Source organism: Burkholderia sp. HMSC10F09 (genome assembly GCF_001806955.1).
Classification (GTDB): Bacteria; Pseudomonadota; Gammaproteobacteria; order Burkholderiales; family Burkholderiaceae; genus Burkholderia; species Burkholderia multivorans.
The window spans coordinates 31,304-51,961 of record NZ_KV786583.1 but is presented as its reverse complement, the minus strand read 5'-3'; the positions used below and the strand labels follow the sequence as shown (position 1 = coordinate 51,961).

18 protein-coding genes are annotated in these 20,658 nt (G+C 68.0%); 13 read left to right on the top strand and 5 right to left on the bottom strand.

All coding sequences use genetic code 11. The features are described 5' to 3' along the window. Positions 1-363 precede the first annotated feature (363 nt). Both HMPREF3115_RS06125 and HMPREF3115_RS06120 read left to right on the top strand, forming a co-directional pair. On the top strand, positions 364-1,515 hold the full coding sequence (locus HMPREF3115_RS06125) for a branched-chain amino acid ABC transporter substrate-binding protein (protein WP_006404434.1): 1,152 nt from the start codon (positions 364-366) through the stop codon (positions 1,513-1,515). A gap of 133 nt (positions 1,516-1,648) precedes the next feature. Then, complete coding sequence (locus HMPREF3115_RS06120) at positions 1,649-2,821, top strand: NAD(P)/FAD-dependent oxidoreductase (protein ID WP_070553733.1); 1,173 nt, start codon at positions 1,649-1,651, stop codon at positions 2,819-2,821. 152 nt (positions 2,822-2,973) lie between these two features. On the opposite strand, the gene HMPREF3115_RS06115 is transcribed toward HMPREF3115_RS06120, so the two are convergent. Beyond that, on the bottom strand, positions 2,974-3,771 hold the full coding sequence (locus HMPREF3115_RS06115; protein WP_070553731.1) for a DinB family protein: 798 nt from the start codon (positions 3,769-3,771) through the stop codon (positions 2,974-2,976). A 374-nt stretch (positions 3,772-4,145) separates the two neighbouring features. Between HMPREF3115_RS06115 and acnB the strand changes: the two genes are divergently transcribed. The 3 genes from acnB (at position 4,146) to HMPREF3115_RS06100 (ending at position 8,547) form a co-directional block, all read left to right on the top strand. Beyond that, positions 4,146-6,731: a bifunctional aconitate hydratase 2/2-methylisocitrate dehydratase gene (gene acnB, locus HMPREF3115_RS06110; RefSeq protein ID WP_006397781.1), complete on the top strand. Its 2,586-nt coding sequence runs from the start codon at positions 4,146-4,148 to the stop codon at positions 6,729-6,731. Between the two features lie 411 nt (positions 6,732-7,142). Continuing rightward, positions 7,143-8,342 carry an aminotransferase-like domain-containing protein gene (locus HMPREF3115_RS06105; RefSeq protein ID WP_070553729.1) on the top strand — a complete coding sequence of 400 codons (1,200 nt, stop codon included), beginning with the start codon at positions 7,143-7,145 and terminating at the stop codon, positions 8,340-8,342. Positions 8,343-8,352: 10 nt separating this feature from the next. After that, positions 8,353-8,547 carry a hypothetical protein gene (locus tag HMPREF3115_RS06100; RefSeq protein ID WP_006411615.1) on the top strand — a complete coding sequence of 65 codons (195 nt, stop codon included), beginning with the start codon at positions 8,353-8,355 and terminating at the stop codon, positions 8,545-8,547. Between the two features lie 21 nt (positions 8,548-8,568). Here the strand turns inward: HMPREF3115_RS06100 and gcvA are convergent, their stop codons facing one another. Next, on the bottom strand, positions 8,569-9,462 hold the full coding sequence (gene gcvA / locus HMPREF3115_RS06095; protein ID WP_070553727.1) for a transcriptional regulator GcvA: 894 nt from the start codon (positions 9,460-9,462) through the stop codon (positions 8,569-8,571). Positions 9,463-9,596: 134 nt separating this feature from the next. Between gcvA and HMPREF3115_RS06090 the strand changes: the two genes are divergently transcribed. From HMPREF3115_RS06090 to HMPREF3115_RS06080, 3 genes are all read left to right on the top strand, one after another. Beyond that, positions 9,597-10,301 carry an SDR family oxidoreductase gene (locus tag HMPREF3115_RS06090; protein WP_070553726.1) on the top strand — a complete coding sequence of 235 codons (705 nt, stop codon included), beginning with the start codon at positions 9,597-9,599 and terminating at the stop codon, positions 10,299-10,301. A 271-nt stretch (positions 10,302-10,572) separates the two neighbouring features. Beyond that, positions 10,573-11,616, top strand: a complete 1,044-nt coding sequence (locus tag HMPREF3115_RS06085) for an alpha/beta fold hydrolase (RefSeq protein WP_070553724.1) — start codon at positions 10,573-10,575, stop codon at positions 11,614-11,616. After that, positions 11,616-12,155, top strand: coding sequence for a cytochrome P460 family protein (locus HMPREF3115_RS06080; protein WP_053297974.1), 540 nt, complete (start codon positions 11,616-11,618; stop codon positions 12,153-12,155). The genes HMPREF3115_RS06085 and HMPREF3115_RS06080 overlap by 1 nt, the downstream gene beginning before the upstream one ends. Positions 12,156-12,316: 161 nt before the next feature. Here the strand turns inward: HMPREF3115_RS06080 and HMPREF3115_RS06075 are convergent, their stop codons facing one another. Together HMPREF3115_RS06075 and HMPREF3115_RS06070 are read right to left on the bottom strand one after the other, a co-directional pair. Then, on the bottom strand, positions 12,317-12,931 hold the full coding sequence (locus tag HMPREF3115_RS06075; RefSeq protein WP_006411064.1) for a LysE family translocator: 615 nt from the start codon (positions 12,929-12,931) through the stop codon (positions 12,317-12,319). A gap of 55 nt (positions 12,932-12,986) precedes the next feature. Further along, positions 12,987-13,940, bottom strand: a complete 954-nt coding sequence (locus HMPREF3115_RS06070; protein WP_070553722.1) for a LysR substrate-binding domain-containing protein — start codon at positions 13,938-13,940, stop codon at positions 12,987-12,989. Between the two features lie 143 nt (positions 13,941-14,083). Between HMPREF3115_RS06070 and HMPREF3115_RS06065 the strand changes: the two genes are divergently transcribed. From HMPREF3115_RS06065 to HMPREF3115_RS06055, 3 genes are all read left to right on the top strand, one after another. Then, on the top strand, positions 14,084-15,253 hold the full coding sequence (locus tag HMPREF3115_RS06065) for a M20 aminoacylase family protein (RefSeq protein ID WP_006411065.1): 1,170 nt from the start codon (positions 14,084-14,086) through the stop codon (positions 15,251-15,253). Between the two features lie 70 nt (positions 15,254-15,323). Next, positions 15,324-16,106, top strand: coding sequence for an ABC transporter substrate-binding protein (locus HMPREF3115_RS06060; RefSeq protein WP_053297973.1), 783 nt, complete (start codon positions 15,324-15,326; stop codon positions 16,104-16,106). Between the two features lie 117 nt (positions 16,107-16,223). Beyond that, positions 16,224-17,414, top strand: a complete 1,191-nt coding sequence (locus HMPREF3115_RS06055) for a porin (RefSeq protein ID WP_070553721.1) — start codon at positions 16,224-16,226, stop codon at positions 17,412-17,414. A 67-nt stretch (positions 17,415-17,481) separates the two neighbouring features. On the opposite strand, the gene HMPREF3115_RS06050 is transcribed toward HMPREF3115_RS06055, so the two are convergent. Further along, positions 17,482-18,501: a zinc-dependent alcohol dehydrogenase family protein gene (locus HMPREF3115_RS06050; protein WP_070553719.1), complete on the bottom strand. Its 1,020-nt coding sequence runs from the start codon at positions 18,499-18,501 to the stop codon at positions 17,482-17,484. A gap of 125 nt (positions 18,502-18,626) precedes the next feature. On the opposite strand from HMPREF3115_RS06050, the gene HMPREF3115_RS06045 reads away from it, so the two are divergent. Together HMPREF3115_RS06045 and HMPREF3115_RS06040 are read left to right on the top strand one after the other, a co-directional pair. Then, positions 18,627-19,598: a LysR family transcriptional regulator gene (locus HMPREF3115_RS06045; protein ID WP_006411050.1), complete on the top strand. Its 972-nt coding sequence runs from the start codon at positions 18,627-18,629 to the stop codon at positions 19,596-19,598. Between the two features lie 55 nt (positions 19,599-19,653). Next, positions 19,654-20,547: a DMT family transporter gene (locus HMPREF3115_RS06040; RefSeq protein ID WP_070553717.1), complete on the top strand. Its 894-nt coding sequence runs from the start codon at positions 19,654-19,656 to the stop codon at positions 20,545-20,547. The last annotated feature ends 111 nt before the right edge of the window (positions 20,548-20,658 follow it).

The window sequence follows — 20,658 nt, the reverse complement described above, 5'->3', positions numbered from 1 at the left end:
CGGCTCACGCTCGTGCGCGGCGACGCGGCGCGGCTCGATGCCGCGTTCGCATGACCGGCGCGATTCGGCACCGCTGCGCAGCCCGGCGCCGGCGCGCGGCAGGCGTTTCGTCGATTCGTCGGCAGTCAGCCGACGCGTGCCGCGCGGGCGGTCGCGCCATCGTGACTTGATGACGATTACGCACAACATAGTTCCGATATTTCGTTTGCCGCTCGGGTATTGGCTACCCACAATCCTTTCACCTCCCTCGCGGTGAAAGGTTCCCGGAGACCGGACCGCAGACCGCTCGGTCGACGCGCGGGAGGCGCGCCGACGCGCAGCCGCGCGTCGCATTTCGACGCTCAGAACAAGAGGACTGCCCCGATGACGTTCCGCCTCCGCCTACTTTCCGCCGCCGCGCTGACCGTTGCGAACCTCGCGCTCCCGACGGGCGCGGCCCATGCGCAGGAAGCGATCGTCAAGGTCGGCGTAGCCGTGCCGCTGACAGGCGGCGGCGCCGCATACGGGAAGGACATCGAGAACGGCGTGCGGATGGCCGTGGACGAAGCGAACGCGGCGCGCACGACGATCGGCGGCAAGCCGGTGAAGTTCGTCGTGACGTCGCAGGACGACCAGAGCGATCCGCGCATCGGCGTACAGGCCGCGCAGCAGCTGACGGACGGGCAGGTCGCGGTCGTGATCGGCCACTTCAATTCGGGCACGACGCTGCCCGCCTCGAAGATCTACGCGAAGGCCGGCATTCCGATGATCACGCCGTCGGCGACCAATCCGGACATCACGCGCGCGGGCCTTGGCACCGTCTATCGCGTGATCGCGACCGACACGCAGAACGCCGGCAACGCGGGTGCGTATGCGGCGAGCATCACGAAGGCCAAGCGCATCGCGATCATCGACGATCGCACCGCGTTCGGCCAGGGCGAGGCCGACGAGTTCGAGAAGGCCGTGAAGGCGAACGGCGGCACGATCGTCGCGCGCGAATTCACGAACGACAAGGCCGTCGACTTCAGCGCGCAGCTCACGAAGATCAAGAGCGTGAACGCCGATCTGGTGTTTTTCGGCGGATTGGACGCGCAGTCCGCCATGCTGGTGAAGCGGATGCGCCAGCTCGGCATTCGCGCGCAGTTCCTCGCGGGCGGCGGCGTGATGAACGCGAACTTCATCAAGCTCGCCGGCAGTGCGGCGGAAGGCGCGGCCGTGTGGGAGTACGGACAGCCGCTGTCGCGACTCGCGAAGGGCAAGCTGTTCGAGACGAAATTCAAGCAGAAGTACGGCGTCGACATGCTCGCGTATGCGCCGTTCGCGTACGACGCGACGTGGATCGCGATCAACGCGATGCAGAAGGCGAACTCGACGAAGCCGGCCGATTTCAATGCGGCGCTCAAGCGCACGCAGTACGACGGCATCACCGGCACGATCGCGTTCACCGAGACGGGCGACCTCAAGAATCCGAGCTCGACGCTGTACGAAGTGAAGAACGCCGCGTGGCAGCCCGTCACGACGAAATCGGCGGACTGAACGCGCCGCGCGCCGCTTTCGCGGCGCCGACGGACATGCTGAAATACCGTCGGCGACCGGACGCGGACGCGAGCTCAACCTCTTTCGGGCGCGGCCGGCCGGTCGCGCCTTTTACGTCAAACCGGAGTCAGTCGTGAGTTCTCAAATCGTCATCGTCGGCGGTGGCGTGATCGGCAGCTCGATCGCCTACTTTCTGCGCGCCACCGATCCGACGGTCGCCGTGACCGTCATCGAGCGCGATCCGTCGTACGCGAAGTCGTCGTCGGCACTGTCGGCCGCCTCGATCCGTCAGCAGTTTTCGACGCCGCTGTCGATCGAGATGTCGCTGTTCGGGATCGAGTTTCTGCGCACGCTCGGCGAGCGGCTCGAAGTGGACGGCAACCGGCCGTCGATCGATCTGCACGAAGGCGGCTACCTGTTTCTCGCGACGCCGGCCGGCGACGCGACGCTGCGCGAGAACCATGCGCTGCAGACGCGCCTCGGCGCCGATATCCGGCTGATGGACCGCGACGCGCTGCGCGCGAAGTTCCCCTGGCTGAACGTCGACGATCTCGTGTCGGGCGCGTACGGCGCCAGCGGCGAAGGCTGGTTCGACGGCTACGGGCTCGTCCAGGCGCTGCGCAAGAAGGCGCAGGCGCTCGGCGCGCGCTACGTCGCCTCCGACGTGACGGGCGTCGTGCGCGACGGCCGCAGGATCACGCACGTCGTCACGAACGACGGCGAGCGCTACGCATGCGACACGCTGGTCAATGCGGCCGGCGCGTGGACGCGTGCGCTGTCCGCGATGATGGGGATCGACATCCCCGTGTACGCGCGGCGCCGCAGCATCTTCAACGTATCGTCGCCGGCGAAGCTCGCCGACTGCCCGCTGCTGATCGATCCGACCGGCGTGTATTTCCGGCCGGAAGGGCGGACGTATATCTGCGGCACGTCGCCGAGCGCGGACAACGATCCGGACGATCTGCCGCTCGACGAGGTCGATCATGCGCTGTTCGACGACGTGATCTGGCCGACGCTGGCGCATCGCGTGCCCGGGTTCGAGGCGCTGCGCGTCGAGAACTGCTGGTCCGGCTACTACGAATACAACGTCTTCGATCACAACGCGATCATCGGCTATCACCCCGATCTGGACAATGTCGTGTTCGCGAACGGCTATAGCGGCCACGGCTTGCAGCAGGGCCCGGCGACCGGCCGCGGCGTCAGCGAACTGATTCTCGGCGGCCGCTATGCGACGCTCGACCTGTCGCCGCTCGGCTGGTCGCGCGTGCTCGAAAACCGGCCGATCGTCGAAAAGAACGTCGTGTAGTGCGGCGGGAACGCCCGGTGTGGCGGGCGGGATTCTCCTTGTTTCTACCCATTGGCCCGACTGTGTCGGGCTTTTTTTCTGTGGGTTCGCGGGCAGCGGGAGGGGCGGTTGGCGCGGCGCGGTCGCTGTGCAAACCTGCGACGTCTGTTTCGCTATTCGACGGCCGCTGGCGCGCAGCCGAGCTCGCACGCCAGCTCGTCGAGCTCAAGACAATGCGTGCGATCGTGATCGAGCGGTTCGCGTACGAGCTCTTCGAGCGTCATGCGACGCACGCCGTCGCGCAGCCCGCAGCGCGCGAGTTGTTCGGGCGCGAGTTGGCTCAGTGCGCCGCAAAGCCGCTTGCGCGAGCGCGCGAATGCCGCCTGCGCGTCGCGCAGATCCTGTTCGAGATAGTTGAGCCGTTCCGCGAGCGCCGTGCCGTCTACCGACTCGAGAACCGGTAACGCGGTCGTTCGGACCGCGTCGATTCTTCGCGCGAACACGACGTCCAGATCGCGAAGATGGCACACGTGCTCGACAAGAGAGAAGCCGGTGCCGTCCGGCCGCGTCGTCCATTGCGCGGCCGGGAACCGCGCGACGTATTCGGCGAGCGTGTCCGGCATGCGCGCGAGTGCGTCGACCACCTTGTCGAACGACAACGCGATCGGGCGCGGGCTGAACACCGCGCCGTACGTGAATAACGGCCCGCCGATCCGACCGCGCGCCTGGACGAGGTCGTGACCGTGACGCCGCATCACGTCGGCGACCATCGCGCCGCAGAATTGCCGCGCCGTCGTATCCGCTTCGATTTCGGGAAATTTCTGCGCGACCTCGTCGGCGATCGCCGCGATGGCCGCGACGCCGGCGCGGGACAGCGCTGCGAACTCGATATAACGCGTCGGCGAATCGATCAGTGCCTCCAGTTGCCTGCCGATGGGGGTAGCCCGAAAGCGGTCGAAGCGTGAGTGCATGGCGGTAAGGTATCGGTCAGTAACGTTTCAAAACGATGCGTTACAGTTCGAAAGCCGTCAACCGCGGGCGCGGTTCGCATCGGGCCGTTGCGGCGTTCGCGATAGCCGGTTGTCGTCGGACAGGCGCCGCCTGCGCGAAAGGTCGATTCACGTGCCGCAATACAGGCGCCCCCGCTCCGCCCCCATTCCCCCGAACCCCGCAACGACCCATTGCGCCCGGCGCCGTTTCCGCCGGCTTTCAACTCTTATATAAGACATAAGACATTTGACGCTCCCCGCCATTGCGATTAGAATCGGCGTCGATGCAGTGCCCGGAACAGCCTCGGAGCGCCTGAAAAGCCTTCCCCTGAAACGCAACATCAGCAGGTCCCCCCATGCTTGAAAACTTTCGTGCTCACGTGGCCGCCCGCGCCGCGCTCGGTATTCCCCCCCTGCCGCTGACGGCCCAGCAAACCGCCGAACTGGTGGAACTGCTGACGAACCCGCCGGCCGGCGAAGAGCAGACGCTGCTCGATCTGATCACCCATCGCGTGCCGGCAGGCGTCGACGAAGCGGCGCGCGTGAAGGCCGGCTTCCTCGCGGCCGTCGCGAAGGGCGAGACCGCTTGCCCGCTGATCTCGCGTGCGCGTGCGACCGAACTGCTCGGCACGATGCTCGGCGGCTACAACATTCAGCCGCTGATCGAGCTGCTGTCCGACGCCGAAGTCGGCGCGGTCGCCGCCGATGCCCTGAAGAAAACGCTGCTGATGTTCGACCAGTTCCACGACGTGAAGGAACTCGCCGACAAGGGCAACGCGAACGCGAAGGCCGTGATGCAGAGCTGGGCCGACGCCGAATGGTTCACGAGCCGTCCGGAAGTGCCGGAAAGCCTCACGGTCACCGTGTTCAAGGTGCCGGGCGAAACCAACACCGACGATCTGTCGCCGGCGCCGGATGCGACCACGCGCCCGGACATCCCGCTGCACGCGCTCGCGATGCTGAAGAACGCGCGCCCCGGCATCACGCCGGAAGAAGACGGCAAGCGCGGCCCGGTCAAGTTCATCGAATCGCTGAAGGAAAAGGGCCATCTCGTCGCGTACGTCGGCGACGTGGTCGGCACGGGCTCGTCGCGCAAGTCGGCCACCAATTCGGTGCTGTGGTTCACCGGCCAGGACATTCCGTACGTGCCGAACAAGCGCTTCGGCGGCGTGTGTCTCGGCGGCAAGATCGCGCCGATCTTCTACAACACGATGGAAGACGCCGGCGCGCTGCCGATCGAGCTCGACGTGTCGAAGATGGAAATGGGCGACGTCATCGAGCTGCGTCCGTACGAAGGCAAGGCGCTGAAGAACGGCGAAGTGATCGCCGAATTCCAGGTCAAGTCCGACGTGCTGTTCGATGAAGTGCGCGCAGGCGGCCGCATTCCGCTGATCATCGGCCGCGGGCTCACGGCGAAGGCGCGCGAAGCGCTCGGTCTGCCGCCGTCGACGCTGTTCCGTCTGCCGCATCAGCCGGCCGACAGCGGCAAGGGCTTCACGCTCGCGCAGAAGATGGTCGGCCGCGCATGCGGTCTGCCGGAAGGCAAGGGCGTGCGTCCGGGCACGTACTGCGAACCGAAGATGACCTCGGTCGGCTCGCAGGACACGACGGGCCCGATGACGCGCGACGAGCTGAAGGATCTCGCGTGCCTCGGCTTCTCGGCCGATCTCGTGATGCAGTCGTTCTGCCACACGGCCGCGTATCCGAAGCCGGTCGACGTGAAGACGCACCAGACGCTGCCGAACTTCATCAGCACGCGCGGCGGCATTTCGCTGCGTCCGGGCGACGGCGTGATCCACTCGTGGCTGAACCGCATGCTGCTGCCCGACACCGTCGGCACCGGCGGCGACTCGCACACGCGCTTCCCGATCGGCATCAGCTTCCCGGCAGGTTCGGGCCTCGTCGCGTTCGCGGCGGCCACCGGCACGATGCCGCTCGACATGCCGGAATCGGTGCTGGTCCGCTTCAAGGGCAAGATGCAGCCGGGCGTGACGCTGCGCGATCTGGTCAACGCGATTCCGCTGTACGCGATCAAGCAGGGCATGCTGACGGTCGCGAAGCAGGGCAAGAAGAACATCTTCTCGGGCCGCATTCTCGAGATCGAAGGCCTGCCGGATCTGAAGGTCGAACAGGCGTTCGAGCTGTCGGATGCGTCGGCCGAGCGTTCGGCGGCCGGCTGCACGGTGCGTCTGAACAAGGAACCGATCATCGAGTACCTGAACAGCAACATCACGCTGCTGAAGTGGATGATCGCGCAGGGCTATCAGGACGCGCGCAGCCTGCAGCGCCGGATCGCGGCGATGGAGCAATGGCTCGCCGATCCGAAGCTGCTCGAGCCGGACGCGGACGCAGAATACGCTGCCGTGATCGAGATCGACCTCGCGGACATCCACGAGCCGATCGTCGCCTGCCCGAACGATCCGGACGACGTGAAGACGCTGTCCGACGTCGCCGGCGCGAAGATCGACGAAGTGTTCATCGGTTCGTGCATGACCAACATCGGCCACTTCCGTGCGGCATCGAAGCTGCTCGAAGGCAAGCGCGACATTCCGGTCAAGCTGTGGGTCGCCCCGCCGACCAAGATGGACCAGAAGCAGCTGACCGAGGAAGGTCACTACGGCGTGTTCGGCACGGCCGGCGCGCGTACCGAAATGCCGGGCTGCTCGCTCTGCATGGGTAACCAGGCGCAGGTGCGCGAAGGCGCGACGGTCATGTCGACGTCGACCCGCAACTTCCCGAACCGTCTCGGCAAGAACACGAACGTGTATCTCGGCTCGGCGGAACTGGCGGCGATCTGCTCGCGACTCGGCCGGATCCCGACGAAGGAGGAGTACATGGCCGACATCGGCGTGATCAACGCGAACGGCGACAAGATCTACAAGTACATGAACTTCGACCAGATCGAAGACTTCAAGGAAGTCGCCGACACCGTGCAGGTCTAAGCACGCAGTCCGGCTGCGGCGACGCAGGTTCGCCGCAGCGTCCGCGACAGGGCGCCGCCAGGGAAACCGGGCGGCGCCTTCTTTTTTTTGGACACGTCGACGTTTTGCCGCCGACGTCGCGTGTCGCCGTGCGCCGCGCGGAAGGCGCGGCAGCGCAGGTCCACCGACGCGGATCGCGAAGTGCTTCGACGATCGGCGGCAGCGCCCGCGGCCGCACCGCGTTTCCGAACGCCGCGCCACCGCGACGTGATGACCAAAGCGCAAGACCTAGTGCATAGATATCGTTTGCGGCGGCCTTAATGACTGTCGACAATCGTGGCTCGAATTCGCCGTCCGCGGCGCGCGATGCGCCGCGCCGGCCGGCGCGCGGCGGCCATCCCGGCCGTTCGCCGCCATTGAGCCCACGACGACATGTACGCGTTCACTCCCTCGTTTCAGCATCCCGCCGGCTCGCCGATTCGCGAGCTGTTCAAGTATCTCGCCGAGCCGGGGATGATCTCCTTCGCGGGCGGCTATCCGGCCAGCGACCTGTTCGATACGGACGGCCTCGCCGCGGCCGCCGCACGCGCGTATGAAGAGCCGGTGCGCTGTCTGCAGTACGGGCCGACCGACGGGCTCGCCGAACTCAAGCAGCAGCTGATCGCGCTGATGGCGCGGCGCGGCGTTGCGTGCACGCCGGCCGAATTGCTCGTCACGACCGGCTCGCAGCAGGGGCTCGACCTGCTGCTGCGCGTGCTGGTGTCGCCGGGCGACGTCGTGCTGACCGAACAGCCCGCCTATCCGGCGACGCTGCAGGCCATGCGTCTGCAGCAGGCGCACATCGTCACGATTCCGGTCGACGGTGAAGGCGTCGACGTCGATCGGCTCGCCGCGCGGCTCGCCGACGGCACGATCGCGCAGCCGAAGCTGCTCTACACGGTGCCGACCTTCGCGAATCCGACGGGCGCGACGCTCACGCGCGAGCGTCGCCTGAAGCTGCTGCGCCTTGCCGTGCAGCACCGGTTCCTGATCGTCGAGGACGATCCGTACGGCGACCTGCGTTTTGCCGGCGAAGCGGTGCCGTCGATGCTCGCGCTCGCCGCCGAAGTCGACGGCGCACGCGACTGGATCGTGCATTTCGCGAGCCTGTCGAAGATCGTCGCGCCGGGGCTGCGTGTCGGCTGGACGATTGCGCCGCCCGAAATCGCGCGGCGCTGCGTGATCGCCAAGCAGACGGTCGACCTCTGCAGCACGCCGTGGACGCAGGCGAGCGCCGCCGAGTATCTCGCGGACGGCGCGCTCGAACGTCATCTGCCGCGCATCGCCGCCGCATATCGGCGCAAGTGCGACGCGATGTGCGATGCGCTGCGCGACGGTTTCGGCGACGCGATCGAATTCCACCGGCCCGAAGGCGGGATGTTCGTCTGGGCGCGGCTCGGTGCGGTGTCGTCGGCGGCGCTGCTGCAGCAGGCGATCGCGAACAAGGTCGTGTTCGTGCCGGGCAACGCGTTCTTCGCGGACAACCCGGACGACGCATCGCTGCGCCTGTCGTTCGCCGCGCCGGACGTCGAGGCGATCCGGGAAGGCGTCGCGCGTCTCGCGCGCGCCTATCGCGCGGCGCTGGCCGCTTGAGGAGAACAGCATGAACGTCATCGTCGACGACACCGCCACCGCCAACGCGCGCCATTCGGCCCGCCTGCGCCCTGTCGAGCATCGGTCGTCGCAGATCAGCGCGGGCCCGCAGTACGTCGCCGACGTGCTCGGCCGTTTCGGCGCCGAATCAGCCGACGCGGCCGACGCGGGCGATGCTGCGCCGGCCGTGCTCGGCTACAACTGACGCGACGGCGCGACCGCGCGTTCACTCGCGCGGGTCCGACGCGGCCGCGCCGATCATCCAGTCGCGCATCACTGCGATCGCGTCGTCGTCGCGCCGCTCGGCCGGGTACACGAGATAGAACCCGACCGACAGTGGAAACGCGAAATCGAACGGCTTGCACAGTCGTCCGGCGGCGACGTCGCGTTCGACGAGCGGATCGGTCGCGAGCGCGATACCTTGCCCCGCGACGGCCGCATCGATCGCGAGCGACGTCTGGTTGAAGCGCAGCCCTTTGTGCGGATCGACGTCGACGGGATCGGGCAGCGCCGCGATGAACGCGGGCCACAAGTCGTGCGCATCGTGCAGCAGCACGTGGCCGGCCAGCGCGCGCGGCGACGCAGGCGCCGCGAGCAGCGCGGGGCTGCATACGGCGCATACGTCGAGCGGAAACAGCGCGTGCGCGGCGAGGTGCTTGCCGAACGGCGGCTTTCCATAGCGGATCGCGAGATCGACGCCGTCGTGACGGAACGTCGCGAGCTGCTGATCGGCGATCACGCGCACGTCGATATCCGGATGCGCGTCGGTGAACTGCGCGAGCCGCGGGATCAGCCACTTCGACGCGAACGACGGCGTCGTGCTGATCGTCAGCGTCGCGCGGCGCTTCACGAGCCGGTCGGTCGCGTCGGCGATCGCATGCAGCGCGCGCTGCACGTCCGAGAAATACGCGGCGCCGTCGTGCGTGAGCGCGAGCCCGCGCGGCAGGCGCTCGAATAGCTTCAGCCCCAGCACGTCCTCCAGATGGCGCACTTGCTGCGCGACCGCGCCCTGCGTGACGCCGATCTCGTCGGCGGCTGCGCGGAAATTCAGATGGCGCGCCGCGACTTCGAAGGCGCGAAGCGCATTCAGCGGCGGCAGACGGGAAATGCGGGGCGGCATCGAATGACTGTAGAAAATCTATTGGCGGTGCGCAGAAATACTGGTTCGACAGCGATGCGCGATGCGCCTACATTACCACCGAGGCGCGCCGGCTGGCGGCTGCGCGGCGAAAGCATCGTGACGAGGAGCACATCGTGACTGTAGAAAAAGTGGCGCTGATCACGGCGGCGGGCAAGGGCATGGGCGCGGCGATCGCGCGCGAACTGGCGGCGGGCGGGTATCGCGTCGCGCTGATGTCGCCGTCCGGCAGCGCGGTCGCGCTCGGCGACGAACTCGGCGGCTTCGGAATCCGCGGGTCGGTCACCGAGGAAGCCGATATCGAACGGCTCGTGCGGGACACGCTCGCGCGCTATGGCCGGATCGACGCGGTCGTGAACAACACGGGCCATCCGCCGAAGGGCGATCTGCTGTCGATTACCGACGACAACTGGCATGCGGGGCTCGACTTGATCCTGCTGAACGTCGTGCGCGTCATGCGCCGCGTGACGCCGGTGTTCCAGAAGCAGGGCGGCGGAGCGGTCGTCAATATCTCGAGCTTCGCGGCCGATGCGCCGGAGCAGCCGATGCCGGTGTCGTCGGCATTGCGCGCGGCGCTGAGCGCGTGGACGCGTCTCTATGCGGAGCGCTACGCGGGCGACAACATCCGCATGAATGCCGTGCTGCCCGGCTTCATCGACAGCTGGCCGGAAACGCCGGAGATCGTCGCGCGGATTCCCGCCGGCCGCTTCGGCAAGACGGCCGAGATCGCGAAGACGGTCGCGTTCCTGCTGTCCGACGGCGCCGGCTACATCACCGGCCAGAACATTCGCGTCGACGGCGCGATCGTGAAGGCGCTCTGAGCGCAGCGGCCGCGCCGGCTCGTGCGCGAGCCGGCACCGTGCCGATTCTCCGGAAAGCGTCGTTTCGCCGCGATTTTTGAATCGCTGTGTGTCGTGCGCAAAGCCGGATACGGTGAGATACAAACCGTCCGGATCGTTCGGATATAAAACCGGTGAAGCGTCGTGCACGCCTGCCGCGGTCGCTCGGCGACGTGGCGGCGAACGACGCAGTCGACGCGTTCGCACGACGCCGCCGACCCTTTCCCGACCGATCGACCTTGGAGAACGAGTGATGTCCGACACCGTGAACACCCGCCGCCGCCTGATTCTCGGCACGGCGCTCGCGAGCCTGAGCCTGGCCGACCTTGGATTCGGCGGCTTCGCGCATGCGCAGAGCGCGCCCGACGCAGCGGCGCAGCCGCGTGCAGCGGGCGGCGCCGCGTTCGGCCCGATCCGTCAGGTCGACGCCGGTTTGCTGAACGTCGGCTATGTAGACGTCGGCCCCGCAAACGGCCCTGTCGTGTTCCTGCTGCACGGCTGGCCGTACGACATCCACAGCTACGCGGAAGTCGCGCCGCTGCTCGCGGCCGCCGGGTATCGCGTGATCGTGCCGTACCTGCGCGGTTACGGGTCGACGACGTTCCGCTCGGCGGACACGATGCGCAACGGTCAGCAGGCGGTGACGGCCGTCGACATCGTCGCGCTGATGGATGCGCTGAAGATCGACCGTGCGGTGTTCGGCGGCTACGACTGGGGCGCGCGCACGGCGGACATCATCGCTGCGCTGTGGCCGCAGCGCGTGAAGGCGCTCGTCTCGGTGAGCGGCTACCTGATCGGCAGCCAGGACGCGAACCGCAAACCGTTGCCGCCGCAGGCCGAACTGCAGTGGTGGTATCAGTTCTACTTCGCGACCGAGCGCGGCGCGCAGGGCTACGCGGCGAACTGCGATGCGTTCAACAAGCTGATCTGGCAGCTCGCATCGCCGAAGTGGGCCTTCTCGGACGACACGTTCGCGCGCAGCGCCGCGTCGTTCCGGAATCCCGATCATGTGGCCGTCGTGATTCACAACTATCGCTGGCGGCTCGGCCTCGCGAACGGCGAGGCGCAATACGACGAGATCGAGCGGCGCCTCGCGGCAGGGCCCGCGATTACCGTGCCGACGATCACGATGGAAGGCGACGCGAACGGCGCGCCGCATCCTGCACCGGCCGCCTATGCGAAGAAATTCACCGGCAAGTATCAGCATCGGACGATTACCGGCGGCATCGGCCACAACCTGCCGCAGGAAGCGCCGCAGGCATTCGCCGATGCGATCCTGCACGTGGAGCGTCTGTGATGCGCGCGGCAGCAGGCACGTCGCGGCGCGGCCGCGCGATCGCCGCACGGATGCTGATCGCGGCCGCGTGGGCGGCGAGCGCGTCGGTTGCGTGCGCGGAGCAGACCGTCCCGTCGAAACCGGCCGCGTCGCCGATCTACGGCGTGACGATTCCGCCCGGCTATCGCAAATGGGAAATGGTCGCGCCGGCCGAGGAAGCAGCGCCGCTCGACGAGTTGCGCGTCGTGCTCGGCAATCCGGTCGCGATCCGTGCGCTCGAGCGGGCGACGCTGCCGTTTCCGGACGGCACGATCCTCGTGAAACTCGCCTACAAGCGCAAGCAGTCCGACGAGTTCGCGCCCGCGACGGTGCCCGGTCAGGCGACGACCGTGCAGGTGATGGTGAAGGATTCGCGCCGCTACGCATCGACGGGCGGCTGGGGCTTCGGACGCTTCATCGACGGCGTGCCGGCCGACATTGGCCAGCACCAGACGTGCTTTGCGTGCCATCAGGCGCGCGTGAAGCAGCACGACTACGTGTTCACGCGGCTTGCGCCTTGACGCGATTCGATGCGAGCAGTCTCGCGTAACGGCCCTGCTGCGCGCGGCACGTTGTTTTCATTGCGTTGCGACGGCGCGCCGCGAGCGAACGGCTCGCGAGCTGCCGCCGCATCGCGCAGCGCGCAGCGTCGCGGAACGCGCGCGCTGCACCGCGCCGTGCGTCACCGCCCGGCCAGCATCTTTCCGCCGAGCCCCATCAGCAGCACGCCGGCCGTCGTATCGAGCACGGCCTTGCGCCGGATCAGCAGCCGGCGCACCGTCGGATGCGACGCGAGCAGCGCCATTGCGCCGTACCATGCGCCCGAGATCGCAATCGAGATGCCGACGACGGCCGGCGCGAACCACGCCGGCGCGTGCGCGGGCACCATCAGCGCAAACACGCTCCCGTAGAACGCGACGGCCTTCGGATTGGTCATGCTGACCACGTAGCCGTTGCGCGCGGCGCGCCAGCCCGAGCGGCCGGGCTCGGACGACAGGGCGAGCGGCCGCCGCGCGGTCGCGATCATCTTCGCGCCGAGCCACAGCAGATAAGTTGCGCCCGCGATCCGCAGCGCGGTATGCACCCACGCGACATGCGTGACGAGCAGGCTCAGCCCGGCGATCGCGATGGCCGCCCACGTGCCGGACGCGGCCGCGAGGCCGACGCTCGTCATCACGCCCGCGCGTCGCGATGCGACGGCCGTCGACGTGACGATCACGAAGTTCGGTCCGGGGCTGACGACGCTCAGCAGCAGCACGCCGGCGAGCGGCAGCAACAGGTGGAGATGGGCAGGCATCGGAACTCCTCGGCGGACGCGGGCAAGGCTTCCATCTTAACCGTTCGGTGGCGCGTCAGATCAGCAGCGACACGGTCTTGAACAGCGCGAGGTCTTCCTTGCGCGCCGACCGCGCATGCCGCCGGATCACGTGCAGCAGGCACTCGATGAAGCAGCGCGCGGCCTCGCTGAGCGTACTGCTGCGGCGCGTGACGACACCGAGCTCGCGCGGCTCGAAGGTCTCCTTCAGCGACAGCGCGCACATCCGTTCGCCGAATGACGGCACCGCGGCGAGGATCGTCGGGCACCACGTGCACATGTCGGCCTGCTCGAGCATCGTCTGCAGCATCGACACCGACTGCGCGCGCACGATGCGCCGCTCGTCGATGCGCGCGCCGTGCCGCGTGAACAGATAGTCGACGAGCGCCGTCTGACCGTCGGCCGTCGAATTGAGCACCCAGTCGTCGTCGAGCAGATCGTGGATCGAGCGTGCGCGCTCGCGCGGATGCCCCGCGCGCACCATCACCGCCGTCTCGTAGCGCAGCATCGGCTCGAATGCGAATTCCTGCGCGCCGCTGCCGGGGTGGACGTGGCCCAGTGCGAAATCCATGCTGCCGTCCCGCAGCAGCGGTTGCGCGACGGCCATCAGCGCTTCGTAGAGTTCGAGACGCACGTCCGGCATCCGTTCGCGAAAGCGCAGCACAGTCTCCGCGAGAAACGTCAGCGTGAGCCACGGCGTCACGCCGATGCTCAGCCGCCCGTCGACGCGGCCGCGCATCCGCGCGAGATCGTCGTGCGCCTGCTCGAGCTGTTTCAGTACGAGTTTCGCGTGCGTGAGCAGCGCCTTGCCGTATTCGGTGAAGCCGATCCCTTCCGGCGCGCGCACGAGCAGCGGCAGCCGCTCGGCGGCCTCCAGCTCGCGCAGCGCGCGCGTGACGGCGGCCTGCGACAAGCCGAGCGTGCGCGCCGCGCCGCGGATGCTGCCGGCCTCGGCGCTCGCGACGAGCGCCTGCAACTGATGCAGTTTCATGGTTCGACACCCGATACCCGACAACGAAAGGTTGTCATCATAACGAAACCGCGGCTGTTCGCCGGGATTTTCGCTGCATACGATCGCGCCACGATCCGTCATCCCGGCGATCGGCAACGACACGGCATCGAGGAGTATCCAGGGTGAATCCAGCACGCATTCCACCGGAAATGGCGGCGATCGAGGCGGAGATGATCGCGCTGCGCCGCCGGCTGCACGCACATCCGGAGCTCGGCTTCGAAGAGCATGCGACGAGCGACCTCGTCGCGACGTGCCTGACAACGTGGGGTTATCGCGTGACGCGCGGGCTCGGCGGCACGGGCGTCGTCGGCACGCTCGCGCGCGGCGACGGGAAGCGGCTCGGCCTGCGCGCGGACATGGACGCGCTGCCGATCGTCGAGACGACCGGGCTGCCGCATGCGAGCCGGCACGACGGCGTGATGCACGCGTGCGGTCACGACGGCCATACGGCGATGCTGCTGGCCGCCGCGCGCTGTCTTGCGCAGCGCGCGCGTTTCACCGGCACGCTGAACCTGATCTTTCAACCGGCCGAGGAAGGGCTCGGCGGCGCGAAGCGAATGATCGACGACGGGCTGTTCGAGCAGTTTCCGTGCGATGCGATCTTCGCGATGCATAACGTGCCGGGCCTGCCGACCGGCGTGCTCGGCTTCTGCGACGGCGCCGCGATGGCGTCCGCCGACGAAGTGCGCGTACGCGTGACCGGCCGCGGCGGCCACGGCGCGGCGCCGCATACGACGGTCGATCCGGTCGTCGTCTGCGCGTCGATCGTGATGGCGCTGCAGACGGTCGTATCGCGCAACGTGAATCCGCAGGAGCTGGCGATCGTCACGGCCGGCTCGATCCATGCAGGCACCGCATCGAACGTGATTCCGTCGCACGCGGAGCTGGCGTTGAGCGTGCGTGCGCTGTCGCCGGACGTGCGCGCGCTGCTGGAGCGGCGTATCCACGAGATCGTGCACGGGCAGGCCGCGAGCTACGGCGCGACGGCCGAGATCGATTACCGGCACGGCTATCCGGTGCTCGTCAATCACGCGGAGGAGACGGCGTTCGCGCGCGAAGTCGCGCGCGAATGGGGCGGCGACGGCGCCTTGATTCCGCATCTGCGACCGATCGCGGCGAGCGAGGACTTCGCGTTCATGCTGAATGCGTGCCGCGGCAGCTACCTGTCGATCGGCAACGGCGAGGGCGCGGCCGGCTGCGCGCTGCACAACTCCGGTTACGACTTCAACGACGCAAGCCTCGCGATCGGCGCGAGCTACTGGATCGCCCTCGCCGAGCGCTATCTGGCGTGATGTCGCGCACGCGCGGCAGCCGGGCCACCGATGCGGCCGCACGATTTCGGTTCATACAAGGAGACTGGCAATGAAGAAGTGGACGATGGCGCTCGTGGCGGCGCTGGCGGCGGGCGCCGCGCATGCAGGCGACTGGACGGGCAAGGAAATTCGGCTCGCGGTCGATCCGACCTATCCGCCGCTCGAGTACAAGCTGCCGGACGGCACGTTGACCGGCTTCGGCGTCGACATCACGAATGCGCTGTGCGCCGAGCTGCATGCACGATGCGTCTGGGTCGAGTCGAGCTTCGACGGGATGATTCCGGGGCTGCTCGCACGCAAGTTCGACGTGATCGCCTCGTCGATGACGATCACGCCGAAGCGGATGCAGCAGATCGCGTTCACGAACCGCATCTCGAACGCGCCTGCGCGGCTGATTGCGCGCAAGGGCTCGCCGCTGCTGCCGACGGCCGCAGCGCTGAAGGGCAAGCGCGTCGGCGTCGAACAGGGCTCGGCGCAGGCCGACTACGCGATCGCGAACTGGCAGCCCGCCGGCGCGCAAATCGTGTCGTACCAGAACCAGGATCAGGTGTACGCCGACCTCGTGACCGGGCGGCTCGACGCCGCGTTCCAGGCGTCGATCGCGGCCAGCGACGGCTTCCTGAAAAAGCCGCAGGGCAAGGACTTCGCGTTCGTCGGCGCACCGATCGACGACGCGAAGTACTTCGGCCAGGGCGACGGCCTCGGGCTGCGCAAGCAGGACGCCGAACTGCGCGAAGCGTTCAACCGCGCGCTCGCGACGATTCTCGCGAACGGCACGTATCAGCGGATCAACCGCAAGTACTTCGACTTCGACATCTACGGCGCGAAGTAAACGAACGGGCGCCGCGCGGCCACGACGCGCGGCGCACCGCAACGCCGCAGACGACGCGACGCCTCGCATCGCGCGCTCGCATCGCGTGCGGCATAACCACACCCATAAGGAAAAAAGATGAACTGGAGATCGGCTTTCGTCGCGATTCCGGCGCTGTGCGCCGCACCCGCCTTCACGTTCGCGCAGAGCAGCGTGACGCTGTACGGCCTCGTCGATGCGGGGATCGACTATACGAACAACGTCGGCGGTCATGCCGCATGGCAGATGGCGAGCGGCTTCGCGCAGGGCAGCCGGTGGGGGCTGAAGGGTAGCGAAGAGCTCGGCGGGGGCTACCGCGCGCTGTTCCAGATCGAGAACGGCTTCAACGTGAACAGCGGCACGCTCGCGCAGGGCGGCCGGATGTTCGGCCGGCAGGCATACGTCGGGCTCGCCAGCACGCGCTTCGGCACCGTGACGCTCGGCCGCCAGTACGATTCGCTCGTCGACTATCTCGCGCCGACGACCGCGAACGGGAGCTGGGGCGTGTATCCGTTCTCGCATCCGCTCGACAACGACAACACCGGCAACACGTTCCGCGTGAACAACACCGTGAAATACGCGAGCCCCGAGTTCGCGGGCTTCTCGTTCGGCGGCACGTACAGCTTCAGCAACGAGACGGGCTTTGCGCGGAACCGGCAGTGGAGCGTTGGCGCGCAGTACGAGCAGGGCGGGCTGCTGATCGGCGCGGCGTTCCTGAACGCGAACGACCCCGGCGCGACGTCGGGCGGTGCGATTGCGGGTTCCGGTTCGGTCGGCGCCGATGCGAACTTCGCGTCCACGCGGCTGCGGATCTTCGGCGCGGGCATCAACTACACGGCCGGGCCGGCGACGGTCGGGTTCGCCTACACGAACAGCAACGTCACGCGGCCGGGCGCGAACGTCGGCTACCTGTTCGGCGACGAGACGATCCAGCCGGTGACGGGGCCGCTCGCGGGCGGAACCGTCACGTCGATCAAGTATCAGAACTTCGAAGTCAACGGCAAATACCAGTTCACGCCCGCGTTCTTCGTCGGCGCGCAGTACGTGTACACGACGGTGCGCTACGACGCGACGACGGGCAGTGCAAAGCCGAAGATCCATTCGGTCGGCTTGATGGCGGACTACAACCTGTCGAAACGCACGGACGTCTACGTGATGGGCGCGTACCAGCGCGTGGCCGGCGACGCGACCGGCTCGTCGCTCGATCAGGCCTATATCCCGGGCGCGGCCGATTTGTCGTCGACGTCGAAGCAGGTCATGGTGCACGCGGGGATTCGACACAAGTTCTGACGAGCACACGCGGCAGTCGAGCACGGGGCGGGCGGCGCGAGTCGTCCGCCCCGTTCCGTTTGTTGCTTTATTGCGCGACGCGGATCACGACCTTGCCGAAGTGCTGCCCCGACTGCAGGTGCGCATAGGCGGCCGGCGCCTCGTCGAAGCCGAACACGCGATCGACGATCGGGCGGAGCTGCTTTCTGTCGAACAACTGCACGACTTCGTCGAGCATCGAGCGGCTGCCCACCATGATGCCGTGCAGCCGGCGGATGCCGCCGATCAGCGACAGCAGTCCGAGGTCGGGGCCGCCGAAGCCGCTGACGCCGCCGATCACCGACACGACGCCGCCCAGCCTGGTCGCCGCGACCGAGCGCGGCAAGGTGTCCTTGCCGCCGACTTCGACGACCAGATCGGCGCCCGCGCCGTCCGTGAGCCGCAGCACTTCGTGCTGCCAGTCGGGCGTCGCGCGATAGTTGATCGTCTCGTCGGCGCCGAGCGCGCGGGCGCGCTCGAGCTTCGCGTCGCTCGAGGACGTGATGATCGTGCGCAGCCCCGCCGCGTGCGCGAGCTGCAGCGCGACGATCGATACGCCGCCGGTGCCGAGCAGCACGACGGTCGAACCGGGCGTCAGGCCGCCGTCGGCGAACAGCGCATTCCATGCGGTGATGCCCGCGCATGAAAGCGTCGATGCCTCGTCGTAATCGAGATGCGCAGGGATCGCGACCAGTGCGGCTTCGTCCGTGACGAGGCGCTCGGCGAGCACGCCGTCGAACTGCGCGCCGGGCGAACCGGCGACTTTCGACGGCGTGGGGGGGCCGTCGATCCAGCGCGGGAAATACGTGTTGATCACGCGATCGCCGGGCTTGAAGCGCGTGACGTCGCGGCCGATCTCGACCACTTCGCCGGCGCCGTCCGCGACCGGAATCAACGGTGCGTCGCCGATGCCGACGTAGTCGCCGCGCGCGAACATCAGATCGCGATAGTTCAGCGATACCGAATGGATCTTCACGACGACGTCGGTCGGTCCGACCGGCCGGTGCGTCGCATCGATGCGGCGAAGTCCGGCGAGGCCGTCGCCCGGTGTTTGTTGCCATGCTTGCATGTCGACTCCTTGTTCGTGAGTGTGCGGACTATCATAGTGTTGCTTGACGGGACGCATTGACGAGAATCGGGACACTGACTGTCGCCAATGCGGAAACAAATGCGCATGCAACGGAGTGACATCGCATGGACGAGCGGTTAAGGGGTGTCGCCGAATTCGTCGAGGTCGTGGAATCGGGTAGCTTCGCCGCGGCGGCGTTGCGCATCGGCGTCACGCGCTCGGCGGTGGCGAAGGTCGTCGCGCGGCTCGAACGCCGGCTCGGCGTGCGGCTGTTGCAGCGCACGACGCGGCAGCTCAACCTGACCGACGAAGGACATCTGTACTACGAGCAATGCCGGCGGCTGCTGGCCGAACTCGGCGATACCGAAGCCGCGCTCGACGCGGGCCGCCGCGAGCCGGCCGGGCGGCTGCGCATCAGCGTGCCGGTGCTGTTCGGCAGGCAATGCGTGGCGCCCGTCATGCGGCGGCTCGTCGAGCGTCATCCGCGGCTCGAGGTCGACATGTCGTTCAGCGATCGCGTCGCCGACCTGATCGACGACGGTTTCGACATCGCGGTGCGCATCGGTGTGCTCGCGGACACGACGGCGCTGGTCGGCCGGCGGCTCGGCGTGCAGCGGATGGGCATCTGCGCGTCGCCCGCGTATCTCGACCGGCACGGCTGGCCGTCGGGGCCGGACGCACTCGCGTCGCACGTCGGCATCGCCTATGCGCGCGGCGGCCAGCCCGTGCCGTGGCGGATCATCGGCGCGGACGGCGAGGTGCGCGAGCATCGCGTGGCCGGCCGCCTGCGCTTCGACGACCTGCAGGCGATCGCGGAGGCCGCGGCGGCCGGCGCGGGCCTCGCATGGCTGCCGTGCTGGCTGATGGCGCCGTACCTGCGCGACGGCCGTCTCGCGCTCGTGATGGACAGCAACAGCGTGTCGGGCGCCGACGTGTCGGCGGTGCGGCCGAAGGCGCGGCACGTACCGTCGAAGGTGCGTGTAGCGATCGATGCGCTCGTCGACGAGATTCCGCGCATGCTGGCGTCGGACGGCGTTGCGCCGCCGGCGCCGACACCGCCGCGTTCGCGTGCGCGACGTGCGCGTTCCGCCGCCTGACGTGCGGTTGCGCCGGCGCGTATGATGGCCGCATCGTGAGCGTTTCGGACAACCCATGAGCGTGATCGGCGTGTCGGATCGCGGTGGCAAGCCCGGCTGGCTGCGGGCGGCGCCCGCGCTGTTCCTGCTGCTGTGGTCGAGCGGCTTCGTGTTCCTGAAGCTCGGCTTGCGCGATGCCGATCCGCTGACGTTTCTCGCGCTGCGCTATGCGTGCGTGGTCGCGCTGCTCGCCGGGCCGTTTCTGTGGCTGCGGCCCGCGATGCCGCGTACGCGCCGCGCATGGCTGAATCTGATCGTCGTCGGCCTGTTGCTGCAGGCCGGCTATTTTTCGTTTACGTATCTGAGCCTGAAGCTCGGCATGTCGGCCGGTGCGGTCGCGCTCGTCACGTCGCAGCAGCCGATCCTCGTCGGCCTGCTCGCGCCGGCGCTCGCCGGCGAGCGCGTCGGCGCGCTGCGCTGGGTCGGACTCGCGCTCGGCGCGGCCGGCGCGGTGCTCGTGATCCTCGCGCGCGGTTCGGTCGCGATCGCATCGCCGTGGGCGCTCGCGTTCGCGCTGCTGGCGCTCGCGTGCATCACGGGCGGCACGTTGTGGGAAAAGCGCTTCGGCACCGACGTCCATCCGGTCGGCGCAAATCTCGTGCAATATGCGGTCGGCCTCGCGGTGAGCGCGCCGCTCGCGTTCGCGCTCGAACCGATGCATGTGCACTGGAGCGCCGGGCTCGCCGGCTCGCTCGCGTATCTCGTGATCTGCAATTCGCTGATCGCGATCTCGCTGCTGCTCGCGATGGTTCGGCATGGCGAAGCGTCGCGCGTGTCGGCGCTGTTCTTCCTGATTCCGCCGGCCACCTCGTTGATCGCGCTCGCGGTGCTCGGCGAGACGATCGGTGCGCTTGCCTGCCCCGGCATGGCGCTGGCGGCCGCCGGCCTGTATCTCGTGATGCGTTACTGAGCGCTATGCATGCGGTGTGCGTGCACATAGGCCGGCCTGCACGGCGGCGGGTCGATATCTCACATATCGAGACGGCTTCCCGATAATTGACGCTGTTTTCGCGCGACTGCT